At 46.9% G+C, this 25,675-nt stretch carries 25 protein-coding genes and 1 riboswitch; of the genes, 15 read left to right on the forward strand and 10 right to left on the reverse strand.

The window, feature by feature from the left end:
• Window positions 1-72: 72 nt before the first annotated feature.
• Window positions 73-687: a hypothetical protein gene (locus IEW74_RS05565; RefSeq protein ID WP_188662551.1), complete on the forward strand. Its 615-nt coding sequence runs from the start codon at window positions 73-75 to the stop codon at window positions 685-687.
• A gap of 4 nt (window positions 688-691) precedes the next feature.
• Here IEW74_RS05565 and hemJ read toward each other — a convergent pair whose 3' ends face one another.
• From hemJ to hemE, 3 genes are read right to left on the reverse strand one after another with little or no spacing between them, the layout of a single operon-like run.
• Complete coding sequence (gene hemJ / locus IEW74_RS05570; protein WP_188662553.1) at window positions 692-1,126, reverse strand: protoporphyrinogen oxidase HemJ; 435 nt, start codon at window positions 1,124-1,126, stop codon at window positions 692-694.
• Between the two features lie 5 nt (window positions 1,127-1,131).
• Window positions 1,132-2,172: a ferrochelatase gene (gene hemH / locus IEW74_RS05575; RefSeq protein WP_188662556.1), complete on the reverse strand. Its 1,041-nt coding sequence runs from the start codon at window positions 2,170-2,172 to the stop codon at window positions 1,132-1,134.
• Window positions 2,173-2,207: 35 nt separating this feature from the next.
• Window positions 2,208-3,248 (reverse strand): uroporphyrinogen decarboxylase, encoded by a 1,041-nt coding sequence (hemE, locus tag IEW74_RS05580; protein WP_188662558.1) that lies wholly within the window; start codon window positions 3,246-3,248, stop codon window positions 2,208-2,210.
• 431 nt (window positions 3,249-3,679) lie between these two features.
• Between hemE and IEW74_RS05585 the strand changes: the two genes are divergently transcribed.
• The 6 genes from IEW74_RS05585 to IEW74_RS05610 are packed head-to-tail and all read left to right on the forward strand — an operon-like array spanning window position 3,680 to window position 7,862.
• On the forward strand, window positions 3,680-4,525 hold the full coding sequence (locus tag IEW74_RS05585; protein ID WP_188662560.1) for a pyruvate, water dikinase regulatory protein: 846 nt from the start codon (window positions 3,680-3,682) through the stop codon (window positions 4,523-4,525).
• Window positions 4,515-5,102: a Maf family protein gene (locus tag IEW74_RS05590; RefSeq protein WP_188662562.1), complete on the forward strand. Its 588-nt coding sequence runs from the start codon at window positions 4,515-4,517 to the stop codon at window positions 5,100-5,102. Before IEW74_RS05585 ends, IEW74_RS05590 begins: the two co-directional genes overlap by 11 nt.
• 23 nt (window positions 5,103-5,125) lie before the next feature.
• Complete coding sequence (locus IEW74_RS05595) at window positions 5,126-5,965, forward strand: shikimate dehydrogenase (protein ID WP_188662564.1); 840 nt, start codon at window positions 5,126-5,128, stop codon at window positions 5,963-5,965.
• A gap of 2 nt (window positions 5,966-5,967) precedes the next feature.
• A complete protein-coding gene (coaE, locus tag IEW74_RS05600) occupies window positions 5,968-6,558 on the forward strand; it encodes a dephospho-CoA kinase (protein WP_188662566.1) in 591 nt (196 codons plus the stop codon).
• Window positions 6,559-6,560: 2 nt separating this feature from the next.
• Window positions 6,561-7,241 (forward strand): DNA polymerase III subunit epsilon, encoded by a 681-nt coding sequence (gene dnaQ, locus IEW74_RS05605; protein WP_188662568.1) that lies wholly within the window; start codon window positions 6,561-6,563, stop codon window positions 7,239-7,241.
• Entirely contained in the window at window positions 7,242-7,862 is a 621-nt protein-coding gene (locus IEW74_RS05610; protein WP_188662570.1) for a FecR family protein, read from the forward strand.
• 65 nt (window positions 7,863-7,927) lie between these two features.
• Here the strand turns inward: IEW74_RS05610 and secB are convergent, their stop codons facing one another.
• Entirely contained in the window at window positions 7,928-8,416 is a 489-nt protein-coding gene (secB, locus tag IEW74_RS05615; protein ID WP_188662572.1) for a protein-export chaperone SecB, read from the reverse strand.
• 68 nt (window positions 8,417-8,484) lie between these two features.
• Window positions 8,485-8,994, reverse strand: coding sequence for an FxsA family protein (locus IEW74_RS05620; protein WP_188662574.1), 510 nt, complete (start codon window positions 8,992-8,994; stop codon window positions 8,485-8,487).
• A 115-nt stretch (window positions 8,995-9,109) separates the two neighbouring features.
• On the opposite strand from IEW74_RS05620, the gene IEW74_RS05625 reads away from it, so the two are divergent.
• The 3 genes from IEW74_RS05625 (at window position 9,110) to IEW74_RS05635 (ending at window position 13,653) form a co-directional block, all read left to right on the forward strand.
• Window positions 9,110-9,808 carry a Tim44/TimA family putative adaptor protein gene (locus IEW74_RS05625; protein ID WP_188662576.1) on the forward strand — a complete coding sequence of 233 codons (699 nt, stop codon included), beginning with the start codon at window positions 9,110-9,112 and terminating at the stop codon, window positions 9,806-9,808.
• A 12-nt stretch (window positions 9,809-9,820) separates the two neighbouring features.
• On the forward strand, window positions 9,821-11,089 hold the full coding sequence (mltA, locus tag IEW74_RS05630) for a murein transglycosylase A (RefSeq protein WP_188662578.1): 1,269 nt from the start codon (window positions 9,821-9,823) through the stop codon (window positions 11,087-11,089).
• A 28-nt stretch (window positions 11,090-11,117) separates the two neighbouring features.
• Window positions 11,118-11,297, forward strand: a riboswitch (cobalamin riboswitch).
• 82 nt (window positions 11,298-11,379) lie between these two features.
• On the forward strand, window positions 11,380-13,653 hold the full coding sequence (locus IEW74_RS05635) for a nitric-oxide reductase large subunit (protein WP_188662580.1): 2,274 nt from the start codon (window positions 11,380-11,382) through the stop codon (window positions 13,651-13,653).
• On the opposite strand, the gene IEW74_RS05640 is transcribed toward IEW74_RS05635, so the two are convergent.
• Window positions 13,642-14,223, reverse strand: coding sequence for a hypothetical protein (locus IEW74_RS05640; RefSeq protein ID WP_188662582.1), 582 nt, complete (start codon window positions 14,221-14,223; stop codon window positions 13,642-13,644). The genes IEW74_RS05635 and IEW74_RS05640 overlap by 12 nt on opposite strands.
• 159 nt (window positions 14,224-14,382) lie before the next feature.
• On the opposite strand from IEW74_RS05640, the gene IEW74_RS05645 reads away from it, so the two are divergent.
• Both IEW74_RS05645 and IEW74_RS05650 read left to right on the forward strand, forming a co-directional pair.
• On the forward strand, window positions 14,383-15,417 hold the full coding sequence (locus IEW74_RS05645; protein WP_188662584.1) for a polysaccharide deacetylase family protein: 1,035 nt from the start codon (window positions 14,383-14,385) through the stop codon (window positions 15,415-15,417).
• 39 nt (window positions 15,418-15,456) lie between these two features.
• Window positions 15,457-18,240: a [protein-PII] uridylyltransferase gene (locus IEW74_RS05650; RefSeq protein WP_188662587.1), complete on the forward strand. Its 2,784-nt coding sequence runs from the start codon at window positions 15,457-15,459 to the stop codon at window positions 18,238-18,240.
• On the opposite strand, the gene IEW74_RS05655 is transcribed toward IEW74_RS05650, so the two are convergent.
• Together IEW74_RS05655 and cobB are read right to left on the reverse strand one after the other, a co-directional pair.
• Window positions 18,237-18,815, reverse strand: coding sequence for a uracil-DNA glycosylase family protein (locus IEW74_RS05655; RefSeq protein WP_188662588.1), 579 nt, complete (start codon window positions 18,813-18,815; stop codon window positions 18,237-18,239). The two genes, IEW74_RS05650 and IEW74_RS05655, sit on opposite strands and share 4 nt — an antisense overlap.
• Complete coding sequence (gene cobB / locus IEW74_RS05660; protein WP_188662590.1) at window positions 18,816-19,541, reverse strand: Sir2 family NAD+-dependent deacetylase; 726 nt, start codon at window positions 19,539-19,541, stop codon at window positions 18,816-18,818.
• A 39-nt stretch (window positions 19,542-19,580) separates the two neighbouring features.
• On the opposite strand from cobB, the gene IEW74_RS05665 reads away from it, so the two are divergent.
• Window positions 19,581-20,072: a low molecular weight protein-tyrosine-phosphatase gene (locus IEW74_RS05665; RefSeq protein WP_188662592.1), complete on the forward strand. Its 492-nt coding sequence runs from the start codon at window positions 19,581-19,583 to the stop codon at window positions 20,070-20,072.
• Between the two features lie 4 nt (window positions 20,073-20,076).
• Here IEW74_RS05665 and IEW74_RS05670 read toward each other — a convergent pair whose 3' ends face one another.
• Window positions 20,077-20,253: a hypothetical protein gene (locus tag IEW74_RS05670; RefSeq protein ID WP_188662594.1), complete on the reverse strand. Its 177-nt coding sequence runs from the start codon at window positions 20,251-20,253 to the stop codon at window positions 20,077-20,079.
• A 47-nt stretch (window positions 20,254-20,300) separates the two neighbouring features.
• Complete coding sequence (locus tag IEW74_RS05675; RefSeq protein WP_188662603.1) at window positions 20,301-22,481, reverse strand: PAS-domain containing protein; 2,181 nt, start codon at window positions 22,479-22,481, stop codon at window positions 20,301-20,303.
• Between the two features lie 225 nt (window positions 22,482-22,706).
• On the opposite strand from IEW74_RS05675, the gene IEW74_RS05680 reads away from it, so the two are divergent.
• Complete coding sequence (locus IEW74_RS05680) at window positions 22,707-23,702, forward strand: adenosine kinase (protein WP_188662604.1); 996 nt, start codon at window positions 22,707-22,709, stop codon at window positions 23,700-23,702.
• A 121-nt stretch (window positions 23,703-23,823) separates the two neighbouring features.
• Entirely contained in the window at window positions 23,824-25,641 is a 1,818-nt protein-coding gene (gene typA, locus IEW74_RS05685; protein WP_188662607.1) for a translational GTPase TypA, read from the forward strand.
• The last annotated feature ends 34 nt before the right edge of the window (window positions 25,642-25,675 follow it).

The following is a 25,675-nucleotide window of genomic DNA, read 5'->3' on the forward strand; positions in this document are numbered from 1 at the left end:
TTGCAGCCGACATTCAGTTTACTGGAAAGAGAATAGTATGAAACAGTTAGCAAATATAAAGAGCGTGGAATCATGGTCAAAAAAATCTGTCTAATTACTGGATTATTTTTCATATTTTCCCTTTTTCTGTCTGAAAATGTAGATGCAGGAGCTGGATTCAACCGATTGAAAGCCGCCGGACAAGGTGTAAAATCAGGAGACAGTAGTGATGAAGGCAGCTCTAAAGATAAAAGTGACAAAGGTGGTTCGGGAAATAGTAGCGGTTCGATGGATAGCGACCCGGCAAAGCACGGCGATATTATATTCTTAGGTGTTTTTGAGACCTATATTCCTTCAAAACGTCTAAATGCCCGTATGACAGTTTATGCAGAACCCCGTAAATTTCTTCTCGGACATCGCGCCTGTTTAAAAACCAGTCGAATTCGCGATCAAATCAACCATTATTTCTTTGAAAACCCGCCAAAAATTGATCGACGCGGTAATGCAGAGACTGAAGGAATGGACACGGGCGTGCGCGAAGCCATTAAAAAGGCCCTGAAGACAAAATTGGAATATTTCACCAGCATTTATGTTGTTTCCGGACGCTACAGCGCATTGTCCCTGCCAAAAGATTTAAAAGAATTACAGGTAACCGATTGTGCCGGAGTGATTGCTGCGAAAAAGGAAATGGACAAGGCAGATAAATAAAAGCTTAAAACGGTTTTACGATCACCATAATAACCAGAACAATCATCAAGATTGTCGGCACTTCGTTGATCATACGGTAAAATTTTTCAGTCTTCTGGTTCTTATCGGCGAGAAAATCCAGCCGATATTTTGCCAGCATAAAATGAAAAACAATCATAAGCCCGACACACAAAAGTTTGACGTGAAGCCAACCTTGATCCCATGCCTGAATTTCAAACAGCAGTAATGTTCCGAAAATGGCTGAAGACACCATTGCTGGATACATAATGGCGCGCAAAAGACGACGTTCCATTATTTTTAATGTTTCCGACAGTTCAGAACCTGTTTCTGCATTTGTGTGATAGACATAAAGGCGCGGCAGATAAAATAATCCTGCCATCCAGGCCATCACAGAAATCACGTGAAGCGCCTTGAACCACAAATAACTGTCTTCAAACATTCTATTTATCCCTTACAGATACAGCGACCGTATTTTTGCGGACAAAGACGCACGCCACCTTCAGGTTTCACATCGCATTTATTTGAGATGTGGGAAATAACCAGATCACGCAAGCCATCAATAAAAAACGGATGTGTCCCTACCGCAGGTGTTCGAAAATAAGCGGGGACCCCTTGTTTTTGGGCTAATTCCTTATATTCGATATCCAATTCAACCAAAGTTTCTGAATGTTCGGAAACAAAGGCGATAGGAACTACAATCAAGGGCACTTTTTCACGACCAGCCCGGCTGATTTCATCTTCTGTGTCCGGCCCGATCCATTCTAACGGCCCGACACGGCTTTGATAACTCACCCACCAGTCCAGATTGGGCATGTTCAGTTTTTCAACCACAGCCAAGGCGCTTTGTTCAACCTGCCACTGGTAAGGGTCCCCGCGCTCGACAATTTTTTTCGGCAAACCATGAGCCGAAAAAAGAACACGCGGTTTTCCAATATGGGAAGCTTCTTCAATTTGTTGAAGTAACAGATCAGTTATGGCACTTGCAAATCCATTATTTGTCGGATAACAGCAAATTGAAGTCGTCTTGGCTGTTATTTTTGCTTTTTTAGCCGCCTGTTCCCAATCTTTTAGCGAAGATTCAGATGTTGTTGTCGAAAATTGTGGGTAAAGCGGCAATAAAACAATATGATCCGGGTTAAATTCTTTTACTTTTTGGGCACAGTCATCACTCATCGGATGCCAATAGCGCATGGAAATAAAAGATTGAACCTCAACACTTTCGCCCATTTCTTTTGAAATTGATGCCGTTAAAGCATCGGCCTGATTTTGTGTCAGTTTCAAAAGCGGGGATTTCCCACCAAGATGGGAATAAATCTCGGCGGCAATCGGGGCGCGTTTCGATGAAATATAACGCGCCAACATCCATCGGATCGGCTGCGGTGCGCCAATAATTGCTTTATCGTTAAATAAATTGAAAAGAAAAGGTTCAATCGCTTCCGGGCAATCAGGACCACCCAGATTAAATAATACAATAGCAAGCTTCATATTTTCCCCTCTTCTTTTCTTTTATTTAGGAAGGATCACTTTTTATAATTTTGAACCATCTCAACCACACGCGCGACATTTTCCGGTGGTGTCTGTGGCACAATGCCATGACCAAGGTTGAAGATAAAGGGACCATCGCTTAGGGTATCAAGGATTTTTTGAACCTGAACTTCCATTTGTTCGCCCCCGGCAACCACACACAGGTTGTCTAAATTTCCTTGAACGCAGCATAACGGTTGCAGTTCTTTGGCGGCCCAATCCAATGGAACGGTTTGATCAATGCTGACACCGTCAACCCCTGTTTCCAGAACAAATTTTTTGTAAAGCGGCCCGGCCCCACGCGGGAAGCCAAGAACCGGAATATCCGGGTAGGCTTCTTTGATGCGGCGGGTAATTTCTTTATTTGGCGCAATCACCCAACGATCAAATTGATCTTCGGGAAGAACACCGGCCCAGCTGTCAAAAATCTGGACAGCTTCTGCACCCGCTTCGATCTGTTTAATCAAATATCCGGCAGTCGCTTCAACCAGCATATCAATTAAGGACTGGAAGAAATCAGGATCCTGATAAGCAATAAGACGGATTGTCTCATAATTTTTTGATCCTTCACCTTCGACCATATAGGTCGCATTTGTCCAAGGCGCACCGGCAAAACCAATAAGCGCGGTACTGGAAGGAATGCTTTTACTTAACCTGGAGACAGTTTCATAGACGGGAGCGAGATGATCATGGATCCCATCTAAGCTCAATTTTGAAAGCCCGTCCATATCGCGAATAGCTTCCAGTTTTGGGCCTTCGCCTTTTACAAATTCAACCTTCTGTCCCAAAGCATCGGGAATAGTTAAAATATCTGCAAAAAGAATAGCTGCATCAAAACCATAACGGCGCAGGGGTTGCAAGGTGACTTCTTCTGCCAAATCCGGGGAATAACAAAAATGCAGGAAATTTTTGGATTTGGCACGGGTTTCCAGATATTCGGGAAGATAGCGTCCGGCTTGACGCATTAACCAAATCGGCGGACGTTCTGTTTTTTCGCCTTTGAGTGCGCGTAAGAATAATTTGTCTGTCGATGCCATAATACGGTCTTCCCTTCGATCCCTAAAGTTTGATGAGTTATTCACAGTTCAATAACAATAGTAAAGGTTATTTTCTTTAGTTTGTTGTTGATGTTGGTCCTGTGGATAACGGGGATCAAATTTAATCCACAAGCTGTCCCCATATGAAGGACGTTTCTGGCTAAAATATGGCTGGATTGGAGTCGGCCTTGTGGATTTTAGAATTTTACCTTCGGAGTCGCCTCAAAATCTTAGCGGAGTCGCCCGATCTGTGTTTAATTCTGTGGATAACGGGGATAAGTTTTCAAAAAAAGACCTTTGTCCACACAAGGCGGCAGAGTACAAAAGAATTATGCATAGCCTGATAAGCGGGTTGAGAATTTTTGCAAATAGCGGGATGGAATTGGCCCTTGTGATCAACTGGGCCAGTTATCCCCAGGTTTGGCGGACTTATGAACAACTATCACATCCATCTTGTCTCCGACTCCACCGGGGAAACCATCGAAACACTGGCTAGGGCCTGTATTGCCCAGTTTGAGGGCATTACCGTCTGTGAAAACGTCTGGACTCTGGTGCGTACAAGCGGTCAGGTGGCCAAAATTCTCAATGGTGTCAAAAACCATCCGGGTGTGGTTATTTTTACAATGGTGGATCGAAACCTGCGTGCCCAATTGGAAAAAGGTTGTGAAAGTTTAGGCGTTCCCTGCATTGCCGTTCTTGATCCGATCATGGAAGCTTTGAAAGACACATTCAGTGCCGAAGCCAGCTTTAAGCCCGGTCTTCAACATGAAATGGATCAAAATTATTTTAAACGGATTGAGGCCATGCATTTTGCCTTGGCCCATGATGACGGGCAATCCAGCCATGAAATCCACAATGCCGATATTATTTTGCTGGGTGTATCACGAACATCAAAAACACCAACCTGTGTTTATTTAGCCAATAAAGGATTAAAGACAGCAAATATTCCAATTGTGCCACAATGTCCGCTGCCCACTGATCTAAGCGATCCAAAATTTGCCGGATGTTTAATCGTGGGGCTGACGAAAGATCCGCGCCGTCTTATTCAGGTTCGTAAAAACCGTTTAAATCTGCTCAATGAAACCGCACATACCGATTATGTGGATCTGGATACAGTGGTGGATGAGGTCCAGTTTGCCCGTAAGTTATGTAATAAACACAGCTGGCCGATGATTGATGTGACCCGCAAATCCATTGAAGAAACGGCGACCGCTATTTTAAACCTGAAAATGAAACGCGATCAGGCTTACGAGGATAGCAATTGGGATGGTGAATAAAATTATTTTAGCCTCTGCCTCCAAATCCCGGGCTGATTTATTACAAGGGGCCGGGCTGGATATAGAATGCTGTCCTGCCGATCTGGATGAAAATCTTATTAAAAGCGAAGGATTAAGCGTTCGCCAAACCGCGTTAAAACTGTCGTTTGCCAAGGCGATGGCTGTTTCTGAAAAATATCCCGGATCTTATATTATCGGGGCCGATCAAATGATGGAATGTGAAGGCCAAAGATATGACAAACCGGTTGATCAAAAAGAAGCCAAAAAACAATTGATGGATTTACGTGGAAAAATTCATCATTTAATCAGTGCGGTCTCAATCGTCAAAAACGGGGAACTGATCTGGTCCTATGCGCAGGATGCAGAATTGGAAATGCGCGATTTTAGCGATATGTTTCTGGATTGTTATCTAGAAGATATAGGCGATGATGTTTTGACAACGGTTGGCGGTTATCGTCTGGAAAGCAAAGGTGTTCAGCTGTTCAGCCGTATTGAAGGTGATTATTTCACGATTTTGGGATTGCCGCTTTTGGCGCTTCTGGAATTTTTACGATCGCGTGATATTTTAACGCGTTAATCAATGTAAGGGGAGATGGATCAATGATTTTATCAGGGAAAGCCAAAATTGCCGGTGTGATCGGCTGGCCTGTCGGACATTCCAAATCTCCGCGATTGCATGGTTTCTGGTTGGAAAAATATAAAATTGATGGAACCTATATTCCCTTACCTGTCGAACCGGACCATTTTGCCAAGGCGGTTCACGGCATGCAGGCAATGGGGTTTAAAGGGGCAAACGTAACCGTTCCTCATAAAGAAACCGCCCTGAAAATTGCCGATGAAGTGAGTGCGCGGGCCAAAAAAATAGGGGCCGCCAATACCTTGGTTTTTAAAGAAGATGGAACGATCTTTGCGGATAACACAGATGGTTACGGGTTTTATCAAAACTTAATTTGTGGGGCACCTGACTGGCAGGCCGATGCTGGCCCAGCTGTTGTGTTAGGGGCTGGCGGGGCCGCACGTGCCGTTTTGATTGCCTTGGCAGAAGCGGGTGTTTCTGAAATCCGTTTGACCAATCGCACCAAAGAACGTGCCGATAAACTGGCTGAGGAACTGGATGCCCCCATCACGGTTGTCGATTGGCATGAACGCGAACAAGCCTTATGTGGGGCCAATCTTTTAACCAATACAACAACCTTGGGGATGAGTGGGCAAGCCTTGTTGGAAATTGATCTGTTTGATTTACCAAAAACAGCCTTGGTCAATGATATTGTCTATGCCCCGTTAATAACGAATTTGTTGGAAAAAGCCCATGTTCATGGCTGTTCGGTTGTCGATGGTTTGGGTATGTTGCTTCATCAGGCCCGCCCCGGTTTTGAAGCCTGGTTTGGCGTAGACCCGGTCGTAGATGAAGATTTACGCCAGTATGTTCTGGAAAACTAAATATGCTGGTTCTTGGCCTGACCGGTTCAATCGGAATGGGAAAATCGGCAACCGCGTCGATCTTTCGCCAATATGGCGTCCCTGTTTATGATGCCGATGCAACGGTTCATAAATTAATGGGGGCACATGGACGGGCAACCCCTTTGATTGAACAGGCTTTTGGGGATTGTCTGGATGCAAACGGTGCGGTGGATCGTCAAAAACTGGGGGCGCAGGTTTTCGGCAATGACCCGGCCTTAAAAAAACTGGAAGCCATTTTGCATCCGATGGTTCGTGAAGAAGAAAGAAAGTTTTTAAGATTGGCCCGATTGCAAAGACGCAAGCTTGTCGTGCTCGATATTCCCTTATTATTTGAAACAGGCGGGGGACATCGTTGTGATGCTATTGCGGTGGTTTCAGCTTCAAAAACGCTACAAAAAAAACGGGTGATGGCTCGACCGGGAATGAACGATGAAAAATATAGGGCAATTGTAAAAAAACAAATGCCGGATGCCTTAAAACGGCGCAAGGCAGATTATATTATTTTTACCGGATCGGGCTTTCGTGTTGCCCGTAATCAGGTTAAAAAGATAATCCACGAACTTCAGGATTGATCATGCGCGAAATCGTTCTCGATACGGAAACCACAGGCTTTGAATACAAACAAGGACATCGACTTGTTGAAATCGGCTGTGTGGAATTGATCAACCATATGCCGAGCGGGCGCACCTATCATCAATATATCAACCCGGAACGTGATATACCGGAAGGTGCTTTTCGGGTTCATGGTCTGTCTGAAGAATTTTTGCGTGACTTTCCGTTATTTAAAGAAGTTGCACAGGAATTTCTGGATTTTATCGGGGATGCCACCTTGATTATTCATAACGCAGGCTTTGACGTGCCCTTCCTGAATTGGGAATTAAAAGGCCATCAGTTTCCCGAAATGGGCAATAATATCGTTGATACCCTGATCATTGCGCGCAAAAAATTTCCGGGATCACCAGCCAATCTGGATGCATTGTGTCGCAGGTTCAATGTTGATAACTCGAACCGGGAAAAACACGGTGCCTTGCTGGATAGTGAGCTGCTGGCCGAAGTTTATCTGGAATTGATCGGCGGGCGCCAACCCGGTTTGGAATTGGCAAAAGAAGCAGGCAGCGATGATGATACGATTAAAAAAGAACGAATATTTAGAGAGCCACGGGCCCATCACGCAAGTGAAGAAGAACTTGCCGCCCATGCGGCTTTTTTGGAAAAAATAAAAAATCCCATTTGGTTGGCGGGAGAGGAAACATAAATGAAACGCTTTATCCCTTTGTTCTTTCTGGCACTGATCTTGGCCGGGTTTGCCGCACAGGCAGATTTTGCAAAAGGCGTTGCCGGAAAAGTTCACCTTATAAGCGGTTCGGCCCTGGCCGTTCAAAATGCACAGGTTCGTGTTTTAAAAGAAGGCGATCAGGTGATGATCGGTGATATTTTATCAACCGGGCCGGACTCGCGTCTGGAAATTGCCATGGCGGATGACGGTCGTTTTAAACTGGGGGCGCAAACGTCTTTTGTTGTTAATGATTATACATTCGGGACAGGTAATGACAATGTGGTTGTGGAATTGCTGAAAGGCGCAATGGATGGCGTTTCCGGTTCCATTGCCAAAGCCAATCCAGATGGTATGAAAGTTTTAACCCGACATGCGACCATCGGTATTCGTGGGACCAAGTTTTTTGTTGGCGAAATGGAGGGTAAATTGCAGGTTGCCCATTGGTCCGGCGGCGGTGTCCATGTGAAAAACCACGCTGGCGAAGTTTTCTTAAAAGGTGAAAATACCGGGACGACTTTAGAACATGATCATGTTGCCCCGACACCGGCCCAAGACTGGGGTGATGAAAAACGGGAAAAAGCAAAAAGTTTGGTTCATTAATGAGTAAAAAAAACGGCTTCTGAATAAACCAGAAGCCGTTTTTATTTTATATAGAGGCGATCGGCTTAGGCTTGACCGGCTTCTGGTTGATTTTGAAGGGCTTCCAGACGGGCACGGTACATGGATGCAAAATCGACCGGATTCAACATCATCGGCGGGAAAGAACCATCGCGTGTTGTGCTGGCAACGATGTTGCGGGCAAACGGGAACAGCATGCGCGGGCATTCGATCAACAACATCGGTTCGAGATGTTCTGCCGGAACGTTCAGTTCAAAAATGCCGCCATAAGCCAGTTCGCAAATAAAGGCAACATCTTCGCCCACTTTGCAATCGGCACGAATTTTCAATGTCACTTCAAACTGCGTTTCGGACAATTTGGCAGCATCCACATCGACATTTACAGAAACATCGGGCTGGTTTTGCATCATTTTGCCGAAAATGCCCGGTGCGTTGGGAACTTCAAAAGACAAATCTTTGATATATTGACCGTGAATGAGAAACGGTGCAGCTTCTTGTTCGCCAGCTTCGGTTGCTTGTTCGTTTTGGTCGGCCATTGCCCTACTCTCCTGATAAGAAAAAATGTTGGGCAAGGTCGTAGCATAAAAGTTGTGCCAAACTCAACTTAATCCTTTTTGTCAGACCAGGGACTGTCGGGATTGGGATCAACTTCTTCAAAATCCGCATCAATAACCGTTGAATTTTCAGATTTATGAGGAGGGGAATTGCCCTCAGGGTGGTGAGGACCCATATCGCCCCCGACAATATGTATATTGCGGGAATTTTTGATAATGCTGCCTGCTTTGGAACGTAAAAACGTGCGAAACGGCGGCAAAAACAGCAAAAATCCGATGGCATCGGTGACAAATCCGGGGGTGAGTAACAAAGCGCCTGCGACCAACAGGCAGGCCCCGTCAAAAAGCTCGCTTGTGGGCATGCGTCCTTCGTTCAAGGATTGTTGGGCTTTCATCAAGGTGGATAGACCTTGTTGGCGCAACAGTGCCGTTCCTGCAATCGCCGTTAAAATAACAATAGAGATGGTCGGCCATAAACCGATCCAGTCACCGACTTGAATAAAAACGGAAATTTCGATGATCGGAACGATGATAAAGACGAGTAGAACAATAAAACCCATAAAACCTTACTTTCGTGAAACCTTGCCCTTTTGGCGATTTAAGATTATCTAGTTTTACAACAGCTTAAGCGCAAGCTACACTACTTGCAAAAGATAACAGGTTTGAAACATCATTATGGCTAATTTCGATCTCATACTCCTTGCCCTGATTGCGGTCTTTATTTTCCTGCGCCTTCGCAGTGTGCTGGGCAGTAAGGATGGAAACGAAGACAATCGCAATCATCGCGATATCTTCAACCCCGATCCGATGGATGAAGACAATGAATCCTCTCAGGACAATGTGATCCATTTGCCGGGTTCCGGCCCGCAAAATCAACAAAATCAACATCCTATACCCGAAGTGAATGAGATTGAACCGGTTGGTCCTGTTCAACAGGCTTTGGCGGAGATCATGGCGGCGGATCCCAATTTTGACCAACATGGTTTTGTGGAAGGCGCGCGCGGTGCCTTTGAAATGATTTTGACAGCCTTTGCCGGTGATGACCGGGAAACGCTGAAAAATCTGCTGACCCCGGAAGTCTATCACAATTTCGAATCGGCACTGGAGGCCCGCAAGGCAGCCGGTGAAACACTGGAAACCACCTTGATTGGGATTGGCTCATTAGAAATTATTGACGCTGCACTTGAAAACAAAATGGCGGAAGTTACCGTCCGTATTGTCAGTGAACAGGTCAATGTTACCTGTGACGCAGATGGTGAAGTGGTCGATGGGGACAGCAATTATATCGATACCATTACCGATGTCTGGACGTTTGAACGTGATATCACTTCAAACAGCCCGATTTGGTTCCTGAAAGCGACCCAAGCGGAATAGAGGGCTTTTTTCATGTTCGTGGGGCGGGGGTCTTACTTAAAGATATGCAGTCTGTTGGCGCTGGTCTCGGTTATCGGTGCTTGCACGCCGTCACATGATATGGATAAACACGAAGTCATGGCGACACCGGATATGCCGGAACGCCATGATATTCGCCTGATGCCCGTTTCCTATGCTACCTTGCCGGGCTGGGAAGACGATCAAATTGCCAATTCCATCCCGGCCTTGCGTAAATCCTGCCAGACATTTGGGCGTATGGATGAAAATAAACCGATTGGCCCCAATGGGATCGGCGGTGTTGCCGGGGATTGGAAACCAATTTGTACCGAGGCCTATTCCCTACCCGATGGTGACAGTCAGAAAGCCCGCGAATTTTATCAAATGTTTTTCCAGCCTTATTTGGTCAGCGATCTTGCAGAAGACCGTGCGGCCAGCGGGTTGTTTACCGGATATTATGAAGCAGCCCTTCGCGGGGCACTGACCCAAGGCGGGGTCTATCAAACCCCGCTTTATAAACGACCTGATGATTTGGTTCTGGTCGGTCTGGGTGAATTTAAACAGAACTGGAAAGGCAAACGCCTTGCCGGACGTCTGGAAAACGGACAACTGGTCCCTTATGCGTCACGAAGCGAGATTGATGCAGGGAAACTGCGTGGTAAAAATCTCGAACTGGTTTGGGTGGATGATCCGGTCGATGCCTTTTTCCTGCATATTCAGGGATCAGGCCGGGTGGTTTTTGCTGATGGGTCCACCATGCGTGTTGGCTATGACGGTCACAATGGCCATGACTATACCTCAATCGGGCGTATTTTAATTGATCGCGGCGAAGTGTCCAAAGAAGAGATGTCCATGCAAGCTATCCGCAGCTGGCTGGCGGCTCATCCCGATAAGGGGCAGGAGTTGATGCGTGAAAACAGCTCTTTCATCTTTTTTCGCGAACTTAAAGATGACGGTCCGGTCGGTGCACAAGGCGTTGCACTGACGCCGGGACGCTCGCTTGCCATTGATAAACGGTTCTTACCATTAGGGTTACCGCTTTACCTTCATACCTTTACCGATCCGGTGACACCAAACCCAATATCCCGACTGGTTGTGGCACAGGATACAGGTGGGGCGATCAAAGGCGTTGTACGCGGTGATGTCTTTTGGGGATTTGGCGAAGAGGCGGCCATGCGCGCCGGTAAGATGAAAGAAACAGGCAGTTTCTTTGCACTTCTTCCAGCAAACTCGCTAAGCCGTTGTGAAGTCTGTGATGTCGCACAAGACAGCCCAAATTCTTAATTTAACGCTTGTTTTTCAAACCTTTGCTTGATAGATAGCCGTGACCTGTTAACGGAACACGGTGTAAATCCGTGGCGGTCCCGCCGCTGTAATCGGGGATGTTTTTCCAACATTTATAAATCCACTGAACATGATTTGTTTCGGGAAGGAGGACTGGAAAAACAGACGATCCGAAAGCCAGAAGACGAACAGGGAATATCTTTTAATTGACGGGCGAAACCTGATGGCAAAAGGGATCGACAAGCATTTTGCTTGTTCGACGCCCTGGCTTTTGTCACGGGGAGTTGACGATGCCCAGCATTCATTTGAAGAAATGTAGAAATATGGCAGAAATGCTGATTGATAAAAAACTGTGGTTCGTACAGTTTTTTACGATTTCTTTTATCTGTCTGGCCGGATTGTATTTTTTAGGAGACCGGACCTATTCCAGTGCTCCGCCCTTACCGGATTATCTGGATGAAGCCGGACAGGTTATTTTATCGCAAGATCAGATTAAACGCGGCCAGAAGCTCTTTCATTTACGCGGTCTGATGAATTATGGCTCTTTTTGGGGGGATGGGGCAGAACGTGGCCCGGATTTTAGCGCCGAGGCTTTGCATCTGATGGGGCAAGCCATGCGCCGCTATTATGAACAGGAACAAGCCGCACCCTTGCCGGATTTTGAACGCGATGCGATTGCCGCCCGTGTTAAACGTGAAATTCATTTCAACAGATGGAATGAGTCGTCGAATGTGGTTTTGCTGAATGCGGCCCAAGTCCATGCCATTGACGAAATTGCCATCTATTATCAGGCTATGTTTCGTGATCCGGCCCATCCCGGATATTTTCGCGCCGGATATATTCGTAACCCGCAGGATATAAAGGACTTATCCGCCTTTTTCTATTGGGGAGCATGGGTTGCGGGCACGGACAGACCCGGTGAAAACCATACCTATACCCATAACTGGCCTTATGACCCGGATGTCGGAAATGAACCAAGTGCGCCCACCTATTTTTGGAGCATGGTTTCCATCTTTGTTTTATTTCTAGGCATTGGTTTGGTTCTGTATGTGTATGGCCAAATGAAATCAACCCATTATGATCCGTTTCACAGTCATGGCGAACGGTCTTTAAGCACAGCTGATCTGGAACAGAAAACCATTCGCCCCACACAACGCGTCACTTATAAATTTTTTATGTTGGCAATGACATTGTTTGCCTTGCAAGTCTTGTTCGGTATTTTGGCGGCAACTGATTTTGTCCGCCCCTTTGGTCTATATCTGGGCGAAATTATCCCGTTTAATGTCGCGCGCAGTTACCATACTTTGTTTCAGATCATGTGGTTTTTTATCTGCTGGGCAGGTTATACGATTTTCTTTTTGCCCGCCCTGTCCCAACCGCCCAAGGGGCAAGTCGGTTTGATTAATCTGATGTTCTGGATGTGCGCTTTTGTCGGGGTCGGCGGTATGATCGGGATTTATCTGGGGCAAACAGGCCGGATAAACGATACGCTTTCTTATTGGTTTGGCAGTCAGGGCTGGGAATTTATGGAATTGGGCCGGGCGTTTCAAATTCTGTTGTTGGTCGCCTTCAGCCTGTGGATCCTGATTATTTATCGCGGGATCAAACCGCATTTAAACCGGCAAAATATTTGGTCGGTTCCTGCCTGGTTGTTATATGGCAGTGCGGTCATGGTGCTGTTTTTGTTTTTCAGCCTGTTGGTTTTGCCGGATAGCAATTTTGCCGTGGCTGATTTTTGGCGCTGGATGGTTGTTCATATGTGGGTGGAAGTCACGTTTGAAGTTTTTACCACCGTGATTGTGGCCTATATGATGGTGCAAATGGGATTGATCACGCGACTTATGGCAGAACGGGTGATTTTTCTGGCGGTTATGTTGTTTTTTGCAACGGCAACATTGGGGGTGGCCCATAATTTTTACTGGATTGCCAAACCGACCAGTATTATTGCGCTGGGCAGTGTGTTTTCCACCCTTCAGGTCTTGCCGTTATTACTGTTGACGCTGGATGCGTGGCGTTTGCATCAGGAAAAACAGCGGGCAACCGGGTTGCAGGGACAAGGCAAACAAACCCGCGTGATGACGGAGGTCTGGTATTTTATCCTTGCAGTCAATTTCTGGAATGTGTTTGGCGCCGGTGTATTTGGTTCCCTGATTAACCTGCCGATTGTCAATTATTTTGAACATGCGACCTATCTGACCGGGAATCATGCACATGCGGCCATGTTTGGCGTAAAAGGCAATATCGCCATTGCCGGGATGCTGTTCTGTTGCCAGCATTTGTTATGTGAAACCCGTTGGAATGCAAAACTTTTGCGCACGGCCTTCTGGTCATTAAATATCGGGGTGGCTTTGATGATGTTTCTCGATCTTTTTCCAGTCGGGGTCTATCAGGTCATCACCGTTTTGGAAGAAGGTTTCTGGAAAGCCCGTTCATGGGAAGTTGTTTCCGGTGAGGTTTTTCGCAATCTGACGATTTTCCGATCTGTCGGGGGGATTTTGTTTGTGGTGGGCGGTGTGGTGCCGTTGGTGTGGTTTGTCCTCAGTCGGAAACGTTCAATTCAATAAACGCATACTTTCCCCGGCATAGGGGTAACGTTTGGCTTCCAGTGCGTAATAGGCTTTTAACAAGGCGGTATCAATGCCCAGCCTGTTGCGCACCTCGCCCAATGTTTTATCCATAAGAGGGCCGTAATCAACCTTATCCAGCGCGTCACTGCGGCAAAGCATGCCAAGATGCAGCCCATCGCGGAAAATTTCTAGATCGTCTTCTTTAAATTTGTAGACATCAGGGTAAAGATATTGTGAGATCAGGCGATAAAGCTTTTCTTCCAACGCACCGACCTGTCCGGTTGATCCCATCGTAAAACCAATCACAAAGGCCTCATCCTTGGGTAACATACCCCGGCCTAGCAAAATATGGATGCAGTCATGATCATCCAGATTAACGGCCCCGTGAAAAAGCTCAAGCCCCGGCAGGCGAAACCGTGGGTTTTCCACCAATTGTATGATCAGTGGAATCGCACCCTGCCCATGAGAATGCAAATGCATATCGGCCAAGGCGTCCTTCAGCAATATATTGTTTTGTGACAGGGGGATATGCCAGTCTTTATAGGTCTGTCCCCACTGTGATTTCATCAATGGTTTCATATTTATGATATGGGGTATAAATTAGAAAAAACGAGAAGTATATTTAGTTCCCGAGATCGGGATTATGCCTTGCTCTTTTGAATCCTTCTTGGGATAGTACGGGTTTAAATCATAAACTCATAAAAAAATGCGGCGGAAGTTAATCTGATGAAACTCGGTCATTCATTCTCCAATTGGAAAAAGGCCTTAACCGCCTTTGGATTTGTTGCTTGTAGTGCCCTGCCCGCTTTTGCACAGTCTTCGGCAAGTGTTGTGATGTACCACCGTTTTGGAGAAGAGAGTTTCCCATCGACAAACATTTCAATCGAACAGTTTGAATCACATCTGCAAGAGATCAAGACAGGCGAGTATAACGTTTTGGCCTTAAGCGATCTGGTTGATAAAATCCGTGCGGGCGAGGAACTGCCTGATAAAGCCCTAAGCATTACCATTGATGACGGTTATGCCAGTATTTATGAGAAAGCCTATCCGCGTTTTAAAAAGGCGGGTATTCCTTTTACCGTTTTTATTTCAACCGACCCCATTGATCGGGGCTATGCCGGGCATTTAACCTGGGATCAAATTCGTGAAATGGATAAAGATCCCTTGGTCAGCATTGGGGCGCATACGGCCAGCCATCTTCATATGGCAGCGGCGTCACAGTCGCGCATGGGCGATGAAATGTCACGATCGCTTGAACGCCTTGAAAAAGAATTGGGCTACCGTCCCGATTTATTTGCTTATCCTTATGGGGAAGCCAGTTTGACCGCCGTGTCCGTGGTGCGTGGGTTTGGAATGCGTGCGGCATTTGGACAGCATAGTGGTGCCGTTGGCATTGGGGACGATATTTATTATCTGGCCCGATTTGCCTTAAATGAAAAATATGGGGATCTGAAACGTTTTCAAATGGTGGCACAGGCTAAATCCCTGCATGTTAAAGACATCGGGCCGCGCGATATGATGGTGGGCAGTCGCAATCCGCCGATTATCGGTTTTACCGTTGGTGAAAAAGTCGGGGATCTGGATACCTTGGCCTGTTTTTCTTCCCATGAAGGAAAGGTGCGTTTAGAACGATTTGACCGCCGCGTGGAAGCCCGGTTTGAAAAAGAGATGCCGGTGGGCCGTACGCGGTTGAATTGTACGATGCCGGCAGGGGACGGACGCTGGCGCTGGTTTGGACGTCAGTTTTACGTTGCCCCTTGAATTTGACTATAGTGCATTTAGAAAAGTGTTAAAAAAAGAATGGCCAAAATCCGAAAACAACGCAAAATCATTGACCGCAAAGCCTTGTGGGCCGAATTGGAAAATATGGCCGGTTGGTCCGGCTATTCTTCTAAAATGCAAAATGATGTTTTGAAGTTGTTCAAAGGGGCCTTGAAAGACGGGCGTCAGGAAATCAAAGATCGGTTTGAACGAAAAGAAGCTAACGGAATTGTCACGTTTCATAATTATGCTTTTTTAATCGATCAAATTATCCGCACCCTTTACGATTTTACCACCAAATACGTTTATGCCATTCATACCCCGACCAAGGCGGAACAGTTTTGTGTGGCGGCTGTCGGTGGATATGGGCGTGCGGAAATGGCGCCGCAATCCGATATCGATTTGCTGTTTCTGTTGCCTTATAAGCAGACGCCCAAGGTCGAACAGGCTGTGGAATATATGCTGTACCTGTTGTGGGATCTGGGTCTGAAAGTCGGTCATTCCACCCGCAGTATTGATGAATGCATTAAACTGGCAAAAGATGACTTAACCATTCAGACCGCCCTGCTGGACGGGCGGTATTTGTGGGGGAACAAAGACCTTTTTGATGAATTTCAGCAACGTTTCAAAGAAAAGGTGATTGATGTGTCGGGGCGTCAATTTGTTGATGCCAAGTTGGAAGAACGCGATGAACGCCACCAACGCATGGGCGATACCCGTTATGTGGTCGAACCCAATTTGAAAGAAGGCAAAGGCGGTTTGCGCGATCTGCAAACGCTTTATTGGATCGGTAAATATATTTACGGTGTGGAACGTTGGCGCGAACTGGTCAAATACGATGTGATTACGGCAGATGATGCGGCGGCTTTTAAAAAGGCGGTGAACTTTTTATTTTCTGTGCGGTGTGCCCTGCATTATCTGACCAATCGTGCGCAGGAAAGTTTGACATTTGATGTGCAAAACCAATTGGCCCTGACTTTTGGATATAAAGACCGGGGCAATTTGCGCGCTGTTGAACGTTTTATGAAACATTATTATCTGACGGCAAAAACGGTTGGGGATTTGACGCGTAATTTATGTGCGGTTCTGGACGAACAACACAAAAAACAGCAACAGCGTTTTACCATGCTCACCAACCTGTTTAAACGCAATGTGGAAGGGTTTGGAGTTGATTCCGGGCGTTTAACACTGGGGGATAAGGATGCGCTGGTCAAAAATCCGCTGTTGATGTTTGAACTGTTCAGTGTGGCGCAGGAACATGATCTGGATATTCATCCTTTTGCCTTAAAACAGGTGCGTGCCAATTTGCGTTTGGTCGATCATGATCTGCGCGACGACCCGGATGCCAACCGTCTGTTTATGGATATGTTGACCTCGCTTAAAAAACCGCAGCGCATTTTGCGGATGATGGGGGAAGTCGGTCTTTTGGGTAAATTTATCCCAGATTTTGCCCGTGTTACGGCCCAGATGCAGTACGACATGTATCATACCTATACGGTTGATGAACATACCATCAAGGCGATTGGGGAACTCAACAGTATTGAGTTGGGCGAAAATGCAGATGAATTACCGGCAAGTTCGGTTGCCATACATGAAATTATTTCACGGCGTGCCCTTTATGTGGCGGTGATGCTGCATGATATTGCCAAGGGCCGTGGTGGGGATCATTCTGAATTGGGCGCAGAGGTTGCGCTGGAACTCGGTCCGCGTCTGGGGTTGGATGACGAAGAAACCGAAACAGTTGCATGGTTGGTACGCCATCATTTGACCATGTCCAATGTGGCGTTTAAACGCGATCTAGAAGATCCCAACCTGATCAAGCAATTTTGCGATATTGTCCAGTCACCGGAACGCCTGCGCCTGCTGTTGGTTTTAACGGCCTGTGATATCCGTGCGGTTGGGCCGGATGTCTGGAATGGCTGGAAAGGTAACTTGCTGCGCGTTCTTTATATGCGGGCGTTGGAGGTTTTAAGCGGCGGGGAATTGGCCGCCGGTGGTGTTCAGGCCCGTGTGACAGCCAAGCAAAATGCCCTGCGTGATGCGTTACAGGATTGGCCGGCAGACGAGATTGAAGAATTTATTGAACAAGGCAACCCCGGTTATTGGCTGAGTTTTGAAACAGATGTTCAAGCCAGGCATGCTGCCCTTGTCAGGCGGGCGGCACAGGAAGGTGGCCCGATTCATATCAATGTGGAACATGATACCTTTAACAATGTCAGCGAGATTTCCATTTATACGGCGGATCACCCGGGGTTGTTCTCGATCATTGCCGGGGCGATGGCGTTGACCAACGGGTCTATTGTCGATGCAAAAATTGCAACGTTATCAAACGGCATGGCGCTGGATACGTTTTCTGTACAGGATCACAGTGCGGAAGCCTTTGATTCAGAAACAAAAATCAAACGTTTGGCAGAACGGATTGATAAGGCCTTAAAAGGTGAGATTTATCCCGCCAGCGAATTGGAAAAAGTCACCAAGAATACCTTAAAATCGCGCCGCGATGTCTTTACGGTTTCCCCGCGTGTTTTGATCGATAATAAAGTGTCCAATGCCTTTACTGTGGTGGAAGTCAATGGACGTGACCGGCTGGGCTTTCTTTATGATGTAACCCGCACGTTGACCGATTTGGGCCTGCAAATCAATTCTGCCCATATTGCAACGTTTGGGGAACGCGCGGTCGATGTGTTTTATGTCAAAGACGTTTTTGGTTTGAAGGTAAATTCAGAAAGTAAACTGGCGAACATCAAGACGCGCTTGTTGCAAACCATTACCGAAGAAAATTTCCATAAACCGGAAAAACGGCGCGAACGTCTGGGTGTTTAAAGACTAAGGTGGTGATGAACGAGGCGGCGTAAGTCAGGAAGCAGCTCATCTTCAAACCACGGATTTTTCTTGATTAAATTCGTTACCCGCCAACTGGGATGGGGCAAAGGCAGGTATCCGTCTTTGAGATATTCTGACCAGTGATGCACGGTTTCGGTCATGGTTTTCTTTTGAACGCCTTTTAAATAACGGTTTTGGGCATACGACCCAACCAGCAAGGTCAGTTGTAAATTTTCCAATTCCTGTAAGACCTTATCATGCCATGTGGGGGCGCATTGTGCAGGTGGCGGTTTATCCCCGCCTTTATCCAATCGTCCCGGATAACAAAGACCCATCGGCATAATGGCGATTTGACTGTCGTCATAAAACGTTTCTTTATCCACAGCCAGCCAGTCACGCAAACGCTCCCCGCTTGGATCATCCCACGGCACACCGCTTTCATGTACCTTTGTGCCCGGGGCTTGTCCGATGATCAAAATCCGCGCTGATTTTTGTGCCCGAATGACCGGACGCGGCCCTAAGGGTAAGTCTTGGCACAAGGTACAGGCGCGTATTTCCTTGAGTAAGTCTTCCATTTAATCCGCCAATAACGCGTCTATATAAGCCGGAACAATCTGACTTGCCGGGCCGTAGATGGTTTCTTGAAACTGGGTGGCCCCGTTGGATGGATCGAGATTCAGTTCAACCGTGTGACAGTGACCCAAACCGGATACGGCTTGTACAAAACCGGCAGCGGGATAGACGTTGCCGGATGTCCCGATGGACATAAAAAGATCAGCATCTTGCAAGGCGGCGTAAATATCATCCATTTGTAAGGGGATTTCACCAAACCAGACCACATGGGGGCGCAAACCGCCGATTTCGGCACAATCGGGACAGGGGGTGTCGATATAGAGATCCTCTTCCCAAAGATGCAAAGCACCGCAATGGTTACAGCGGATTTTCATCAATTCCCCATGCATATGAATAATATCTTTTGATCCGGCAAGTTCATGCAGGTTATCGATATTTTGTGTGACGATCAGGACACGTCCGGGCCAGTTGCGTTCCAGTTTAGCAAGGGCAAGATGAGCGGGATTAGGTTGAGGTTTCTCACAAACCAATTGTTTGCGCCGGGCATTATAAAAAGCCTGCACCATTTTTGGGTCACGTTGAAAGGCTTCGGGGGTGGCAACATCTTCCAGGTTGACTTTTGACCAGATACCCCCTTCGCAACGAAATGTATCCAGACCCGATTCACGTGAAATACCCGCGCCTGTCAGGATGACGATGGTGCCTTCTTTGTCGATACGTACATTCATGGTTGCTCCCAAATTCGTTTGAATTCATATTAGGGGAAAATGAAAAGGGAGAAAAGTGTGGTTAAAGTCCTGTTTGTCTGTCTGGGAAATATTTGTCGCTCCCCCACTGCACAAGGGGTGTTTCGTGATTTGGTGAAGCAAAAAGGCTTGCAAGACCATATTCAAACCGATTCTGCGGGAACCGGGGATTGGCACGTGGGTAAAGAACCGGATAAACGGGCACAAGCTGCCGCAAAGGTGCGTGGCTATGATCTTTCGGATTTACGGGCACGTCAGGCCAAGCCGATTGATTTCAAAGAATTTGATTATGTTCTGGCGATGGATCGCAGCAACTATGCGCAACTGCAACAGATTTGCTTGCCCGGTTATGAAGACCGTTTGCATATGTTTTTAGGCTTTGACCCCAACAGCCCGGAAGAAGAAGTTCCCGACCCCTATTATGGCGGCCCGGCCGGATTTGATTATGTATTGGATTTGGTGGAAGAAGCCTCAAACGGTTTGTTGCGCGATATTGAACGGAATTATCTTTAAGGATTTATAGTTTTCCGTCTTTAATAAACTGTCTGTAATCAAGTTCAGGAATAATATATTGATGTTCTTTGGCGTGTCCGATTTGGACGACAAGTTGATCATCTAAAATCATACGGTCTAGCTTGTGCCCATCTTGTGGATATAGACCGTGAGGTGTTTGTATTTCATAAGGGTATGTCATATTTTGGTCCTTTCTTTTTCAATTTATGAAAAGACGAGACGATTAATTTAACAAACCCGGTTGCGCCCTTCGTTTTTGGCACGGTACAGGGCTTTGTCAGCGCGTTGCAGGATATCTTCGATCCGGTCGCCCATGACATTGTCAAGCATGGCCACACCGATGGAGACAGTAAGTTTGATCGGTTCATTTTTGTCGCTGACCAGATCAATATTTTCAACACCTTGGCGCATACGTTCGGCAAGTATATAGGCACCTTCACGGTCTGTATCGGGCAGGAATATACAAAATTCCTCGCCACCTAAGCGACCGATGACATCAATGTCGCGCAAGATATCACGGCTGGTATCGGCAAATGCTTTCAGGGCCATATCGCCGCAATTGTGACCAAAGCGATCATTGACGGTTTTGAAATGATCAAGATCAAGCAACAAAAGGGACAAGGGGTTGCCATTGCGCCGGCTGCGTTTAATTTCGCGTTCCAGCAAAGTGGTAAAATGACGGCGGTTGTTCAGTTCGGTTAATGGATCGGTATTGGCCAGTTTGCGCAACCGTGTCGCCATACGTTTATGTTCGGTAATATCGACATAGGTTGAAATGAAGCCAAAGGGTTCCCCATCAATATGCAACGGCTTGCCGGTAACCTGTAAGGTATGTCCGTCCGGTCTGGTGCGTTCAAACTTATGGGGTTCAAATTTTAACGAGGCCTGAACCCGCAGTTTGACATGTTGTTCGGGGTCACCGGGACCATATTCCCCGCGAATGGCATTATATCGGATCAGGTCTTCATATTTCATCACCGGCTTTTTAAGGTGGTCCGGCAATTTCAGAAGATCGAAAAAGGCATTGTTCCAGAAAACAATATTCAGATTTTCGTCTGTTACGGTAACGCCTTGATCCATATTTTGCAGCAAAGCGCGCAAGTAACCGGAGGTCCGCATGGCTTCTTCTTCGGCCTTTTTGCGATCGGTAATGTCTGTATAGGTGGTGATCAGGCCTTGATCCAACCAAACGCCGCGAATTTCCAGAATGGTGCCGTCAGGTCTTTTGCGTTCAAACACATGATCAATGCGTTGTTTGGCCTTTTCAATTTGTTCGGCAATGACAAGATCGGGGTTATTTTCCCCATATTCCCCGCGCTGGGCATTAAAACGCAGCAGCGTTCGTAAACTGGGTAATCCGCCGTGAAACAGACTATCGGGAAAATCAAGGACTTTTTTAACCATTTCATTGCAAATCAGCATTTGCAGGTTGTTGTCAAAAAAGGTCACCCCGCTGGGAAGATTGTCCACAATCGTTTGGAACCGTTCACTATCTTTGCGCCGTTTATAAAGCAGGTAAAAGGCAACCATTGCCATTAACCCGATTAAAGAAATGCCAATGGCACTGGAAAGAGCCTGATTTCGGATGGGGGCCGTGGGTGCGAAAAGCCAAACGGTCCAGTTCAGTTCTTCCAAAGAGACCTTTCTGACAAAATATTCATTATAATTGATCCGATAGGTATTAAATTGACCATATTTTGTATCGGAAACATGGTTTTCAAGCGTTTCAATCTTATGGATGGGATATTGGCGGGTGCGCGAAATATAGCGTCGATCATTTGCGGAAATGGTCGTCAGGGATTTTAACTCGAACGTTTTATTGGAACTGAGAAAGATAATATTGCGCTCATCCGCGATGAAATAATCGCCATCCATATCTTTGGTGAATTGCTGGATATGGCGCAGATCGATTTTGATGACGATAACGCCTACCGTCTCGCCGCCATTTTTAATCGCATGGGCGACATAATACCCCAGTTGATAGGAGGTAATTCCAACGGCGAGAAAACGACCGGTTTCTTTTTCTAACGCATTTTTAAAATAGGGCCTGAATGAGTAATTTTTCCCGATGAAACTATGTTCCTGATCGAAATTGCTGGCGGCAACTGTGCGCCCGTTTTTATCCATTAAAAAGACGGTTGCAGTTTCGAGTTTCTGATTGGCTGTTTTGAGAAGATTGTTTGCAACATCAATATAACGTCCCACAGCATTTGGCTGTAAAGCGGCAATAAGTTGCGGGTTCTGTGCAAGGATGCTGGCGATATAATCAACTTGATTAAGTTCTCGCTGTAGAAAATTCTTATAGAGGGTGATGCGATGACTGAGGTTTTGATCAATTTCCCGAGCCGCAGTTTCCCCCGTCTCCCGTGCAGCAAACCAGCCGAGGGCGACAAGAAAGATTACGGCCAATACAAAAGATAAGCCGGTTATAAGTTGCGATTTATGCTTCAAATGCAGACCCGCCAATTTCCTGTTACAATCGGACAACGTCAATGTTACATATTTATTTTATATTGTAACAATACCTTAAGCGACCAGAGATACAACCAAAAAGCATATATTTCTCTCTTGTTGTTTAAATCGATCCTTCTATACTGGCGCGCAAATTGATGTTTATGGGAAGATGAGGACAACATGGTGCAAGCAGATTTCGATGTGATCGGTATTGGCAATGCCATTGTCGATGTATTGAGCCATTCCAGCGATGCCTTTATCGTGGAAAACGGGTTGACCAAAGGCGGCATGGCCTTGATCGATGCAACGCAAGCGGACCGTCTGTACGATAAAATGGGTCCGGGGGTGGAATGTTCCGGTGGGTCTGCGGCCAATACCATTGCCTGTTTGGCCAGCCTGGGGGCAAAAGGCGCCTTTATCGGCAAGGTCAAAGATGATGGTTTAGGCAAGATTTTTGCCCATGATATCAAAGCTGCCGGTGTGGATTTTGCGTCTAAACATGCCAGTGACGGCCCCAGTACGGCCCGTTGTTTGATTTTGGTGACAGATGATGCGCAACGCACCATGAACACGTTCTTGGGTGCTTGTGTGAATTTGATGCCGGATGATATCGACCCGGATTATATTGCCCGAGGCGCAGTAACGTATCTGGAAGGCTATTTGTGGGACCCGGATCATGCAAAAGAAGCCTTTTTAAAAGCGTCAATGGCAGCGCATAAGGCGGAACGTCAGGTCGCACTCAGCCTGTCGGATGCTTTTTGTGTAGATCGTCACCGTAAATCTTTTCAGGATTTGGTTGAACATCACGTCGATATTTTGTTTGCCAATGAAGACGAGATCAAATCTCTTTATGAAGTCGATAGCTTTGATGCGGCCCTGCAATGCGTGCGCGATAAATGCAGCGTTGCGGCCCTGACCCGTGGGGAAAAAGGCTCCGTTGTGATTGCCGGTAATGAAATCCATGTGGTTGATGCGGAAAAAGTCGATCATGTTGTGGATACCACCGGGGCCGGGGATGCTTATGCGGCGGGTTTCCTGTTTGGCTATACCAAAGAATTTGATATGGGAACATGTGCGCGTCTCGGTTCTATTTGTTCTGCCGAGGTTATCAGCCATTACGGGGCGCGACCCGAGGCTGATTTGGCAGACCTTGCCGGTGCTGCTTTGTCCGCGTAATTTATGATACTTTTAAGAAAGCCCCTATGAACTGCGGTTTGTAGGGGTTTTTTTATTGCTGTTTTTTTATTTAAGCGTATAGTCCCGCGCAAATCATATTCCCTACAGACGGATTAAATTCATGGAACTTCGCAATATTGCGATTATCGCACACGTTGACCACGGTAAAACGACTTTGGTTGACGAACTTTTGAAACAAAGCGGCCAGTTCCGTGAAAACCAGCGCGTTGAAGAACGTATTATGGATTCCGGGGATATTGAAAAAGAACGTGGCATTACCATTCTGGCAAAATGTACATCGGTTGAATGGAATAATGTCCGTATTAATATCGTCGATACACCCGGTCACGCCGATTTCGGCGGGGAAGTGGAACGTATCCTGTCTATGGTCGATGGCGTGGTCTTGTTGGTCGATGCTGCTGAAGGTCCAATGCCGCAAACCAAATTCGTAACCGGTAAAGCCCTGAAACTGGGATTGCAGCCGATCGTGGTGGTCAACAAGGCCGATCGCCCCGATGCGCGTCCCTATGAAGTCCAAGACGAATGTTTTGATCTGTTCAGTGCCTTGGATGCCAATGACGAACAACTTGATTTCCCGACCTTGTTTGCCTCAGGCCGGGATGGTTGGGCGGCGGAAACACCGGATGGGGATCGTACCAATCTGACACCGTTGTTTGATTTGATCCTGAAACATGTCAAAGAACCGGCTGGTGATCTGGATAAGCCGTTTTCCATGTTGGCAACAACATTGGAATCCGATCCGTTTTTGGGTCGTATCCTGACCGGACGTGTCCATACCGGGACGTTTAAAGTCAATACCAACCTGAAAGCCATGACGGCAGACGGCGAAATCATCGAACAGGCGCGTGTCACCAAATTGCTGTCTTTTCGTGGTGTGGAACGTGTTCCGGTCAATGAAGCCCACGCAGGCGATATTGTCGCCGTTGCCGGTCTGACAAAGGCCAACGTTGCCGATACCCTGTGTGCCCCGGAATTGATGGTACCGTTAAAAGCCCAACCGATTGATCCGCCGACCCTCGCCATGACATTTTCTGTGAACGATTCACCGCTGGCGGGTCAGGAAGGGTCCAAAGTGACATCGCGTATGATCCGTGATCGTTTGTTTGCCGAGGCCGAAGGCAACGTTGCCATTACGGTCAATGAAACCGAAAATGCCGATAGCTTTGAAGTTGCCGGTCGGGGTGAATTGCAGTTGGGCGTTATCATTGAAACCATGCGCCGCGAAGGCTTCGAACTGGGGATTTCACGTCCGCGCGTTTTGATTCAACAAGACCCGGAAACAGGTGAAAAACTGGAACCGTTTGAAGAAGTTCAGGTCGATGTGGATGAAGAATTTTCCGGTATCGTGGTGGAAAGTCTGTCGATCCGCAAAGGCAAAATGACGGAAATGCGCCCTTCCGGTGGCGGCAAGACCCGTTTGACCTTCCATGTACCGGCACGTGGCTTGATCGGTTATCACGGGGAATTTTTGACAGAAACACGCGGTACCGGGATTATGGCGCGTACCTTCCACCATTTTGGTCCTTATGCCGGTCCGATTCCGGGACGTCGTAACGGGGTTCTGATTTCTATGGTTGCGGGTGCGGCTGTCGGTTATGCGCTGGCAAACCTTGAAGGGCGCGGCCCGTTGTTTATCGGTCCGCAAACCAAGATTTATCAAGGGATGATCATTGGCGAACATGCCAAAGGGACCGACCTTGAAGTCAATGCCATGAAATCCAAGCAACTGACCAACCACCGCGCCTCCGGCAAGGATGATGCCATTCGTTTGACACCGCCGCGCGTGATTACCCTGGAAGATGCCATTGCTTATATTCAGGATGATGAACTCGTGGAAGTGACACCGGAAAGCATCCGTTTGCGCAAATTCCACCTTGACCCGCATGTACGAAAACGTGCAGAAAAAACAGTGGGTTAAACAAAATACGATCAAGTTGATTTGATTAAATCGC

This window comes from Terasakiella brassicae (assembly GCF_014641495.1).
In the GTDB taxonomy this organism is placed as follows: domain Bacteria; phylum Pseudomonadota; class Alphaproteobacteria; order Rhodospirillales; family Terasakiellaceae; genus Terasakiella; species Terasakiella brassicae.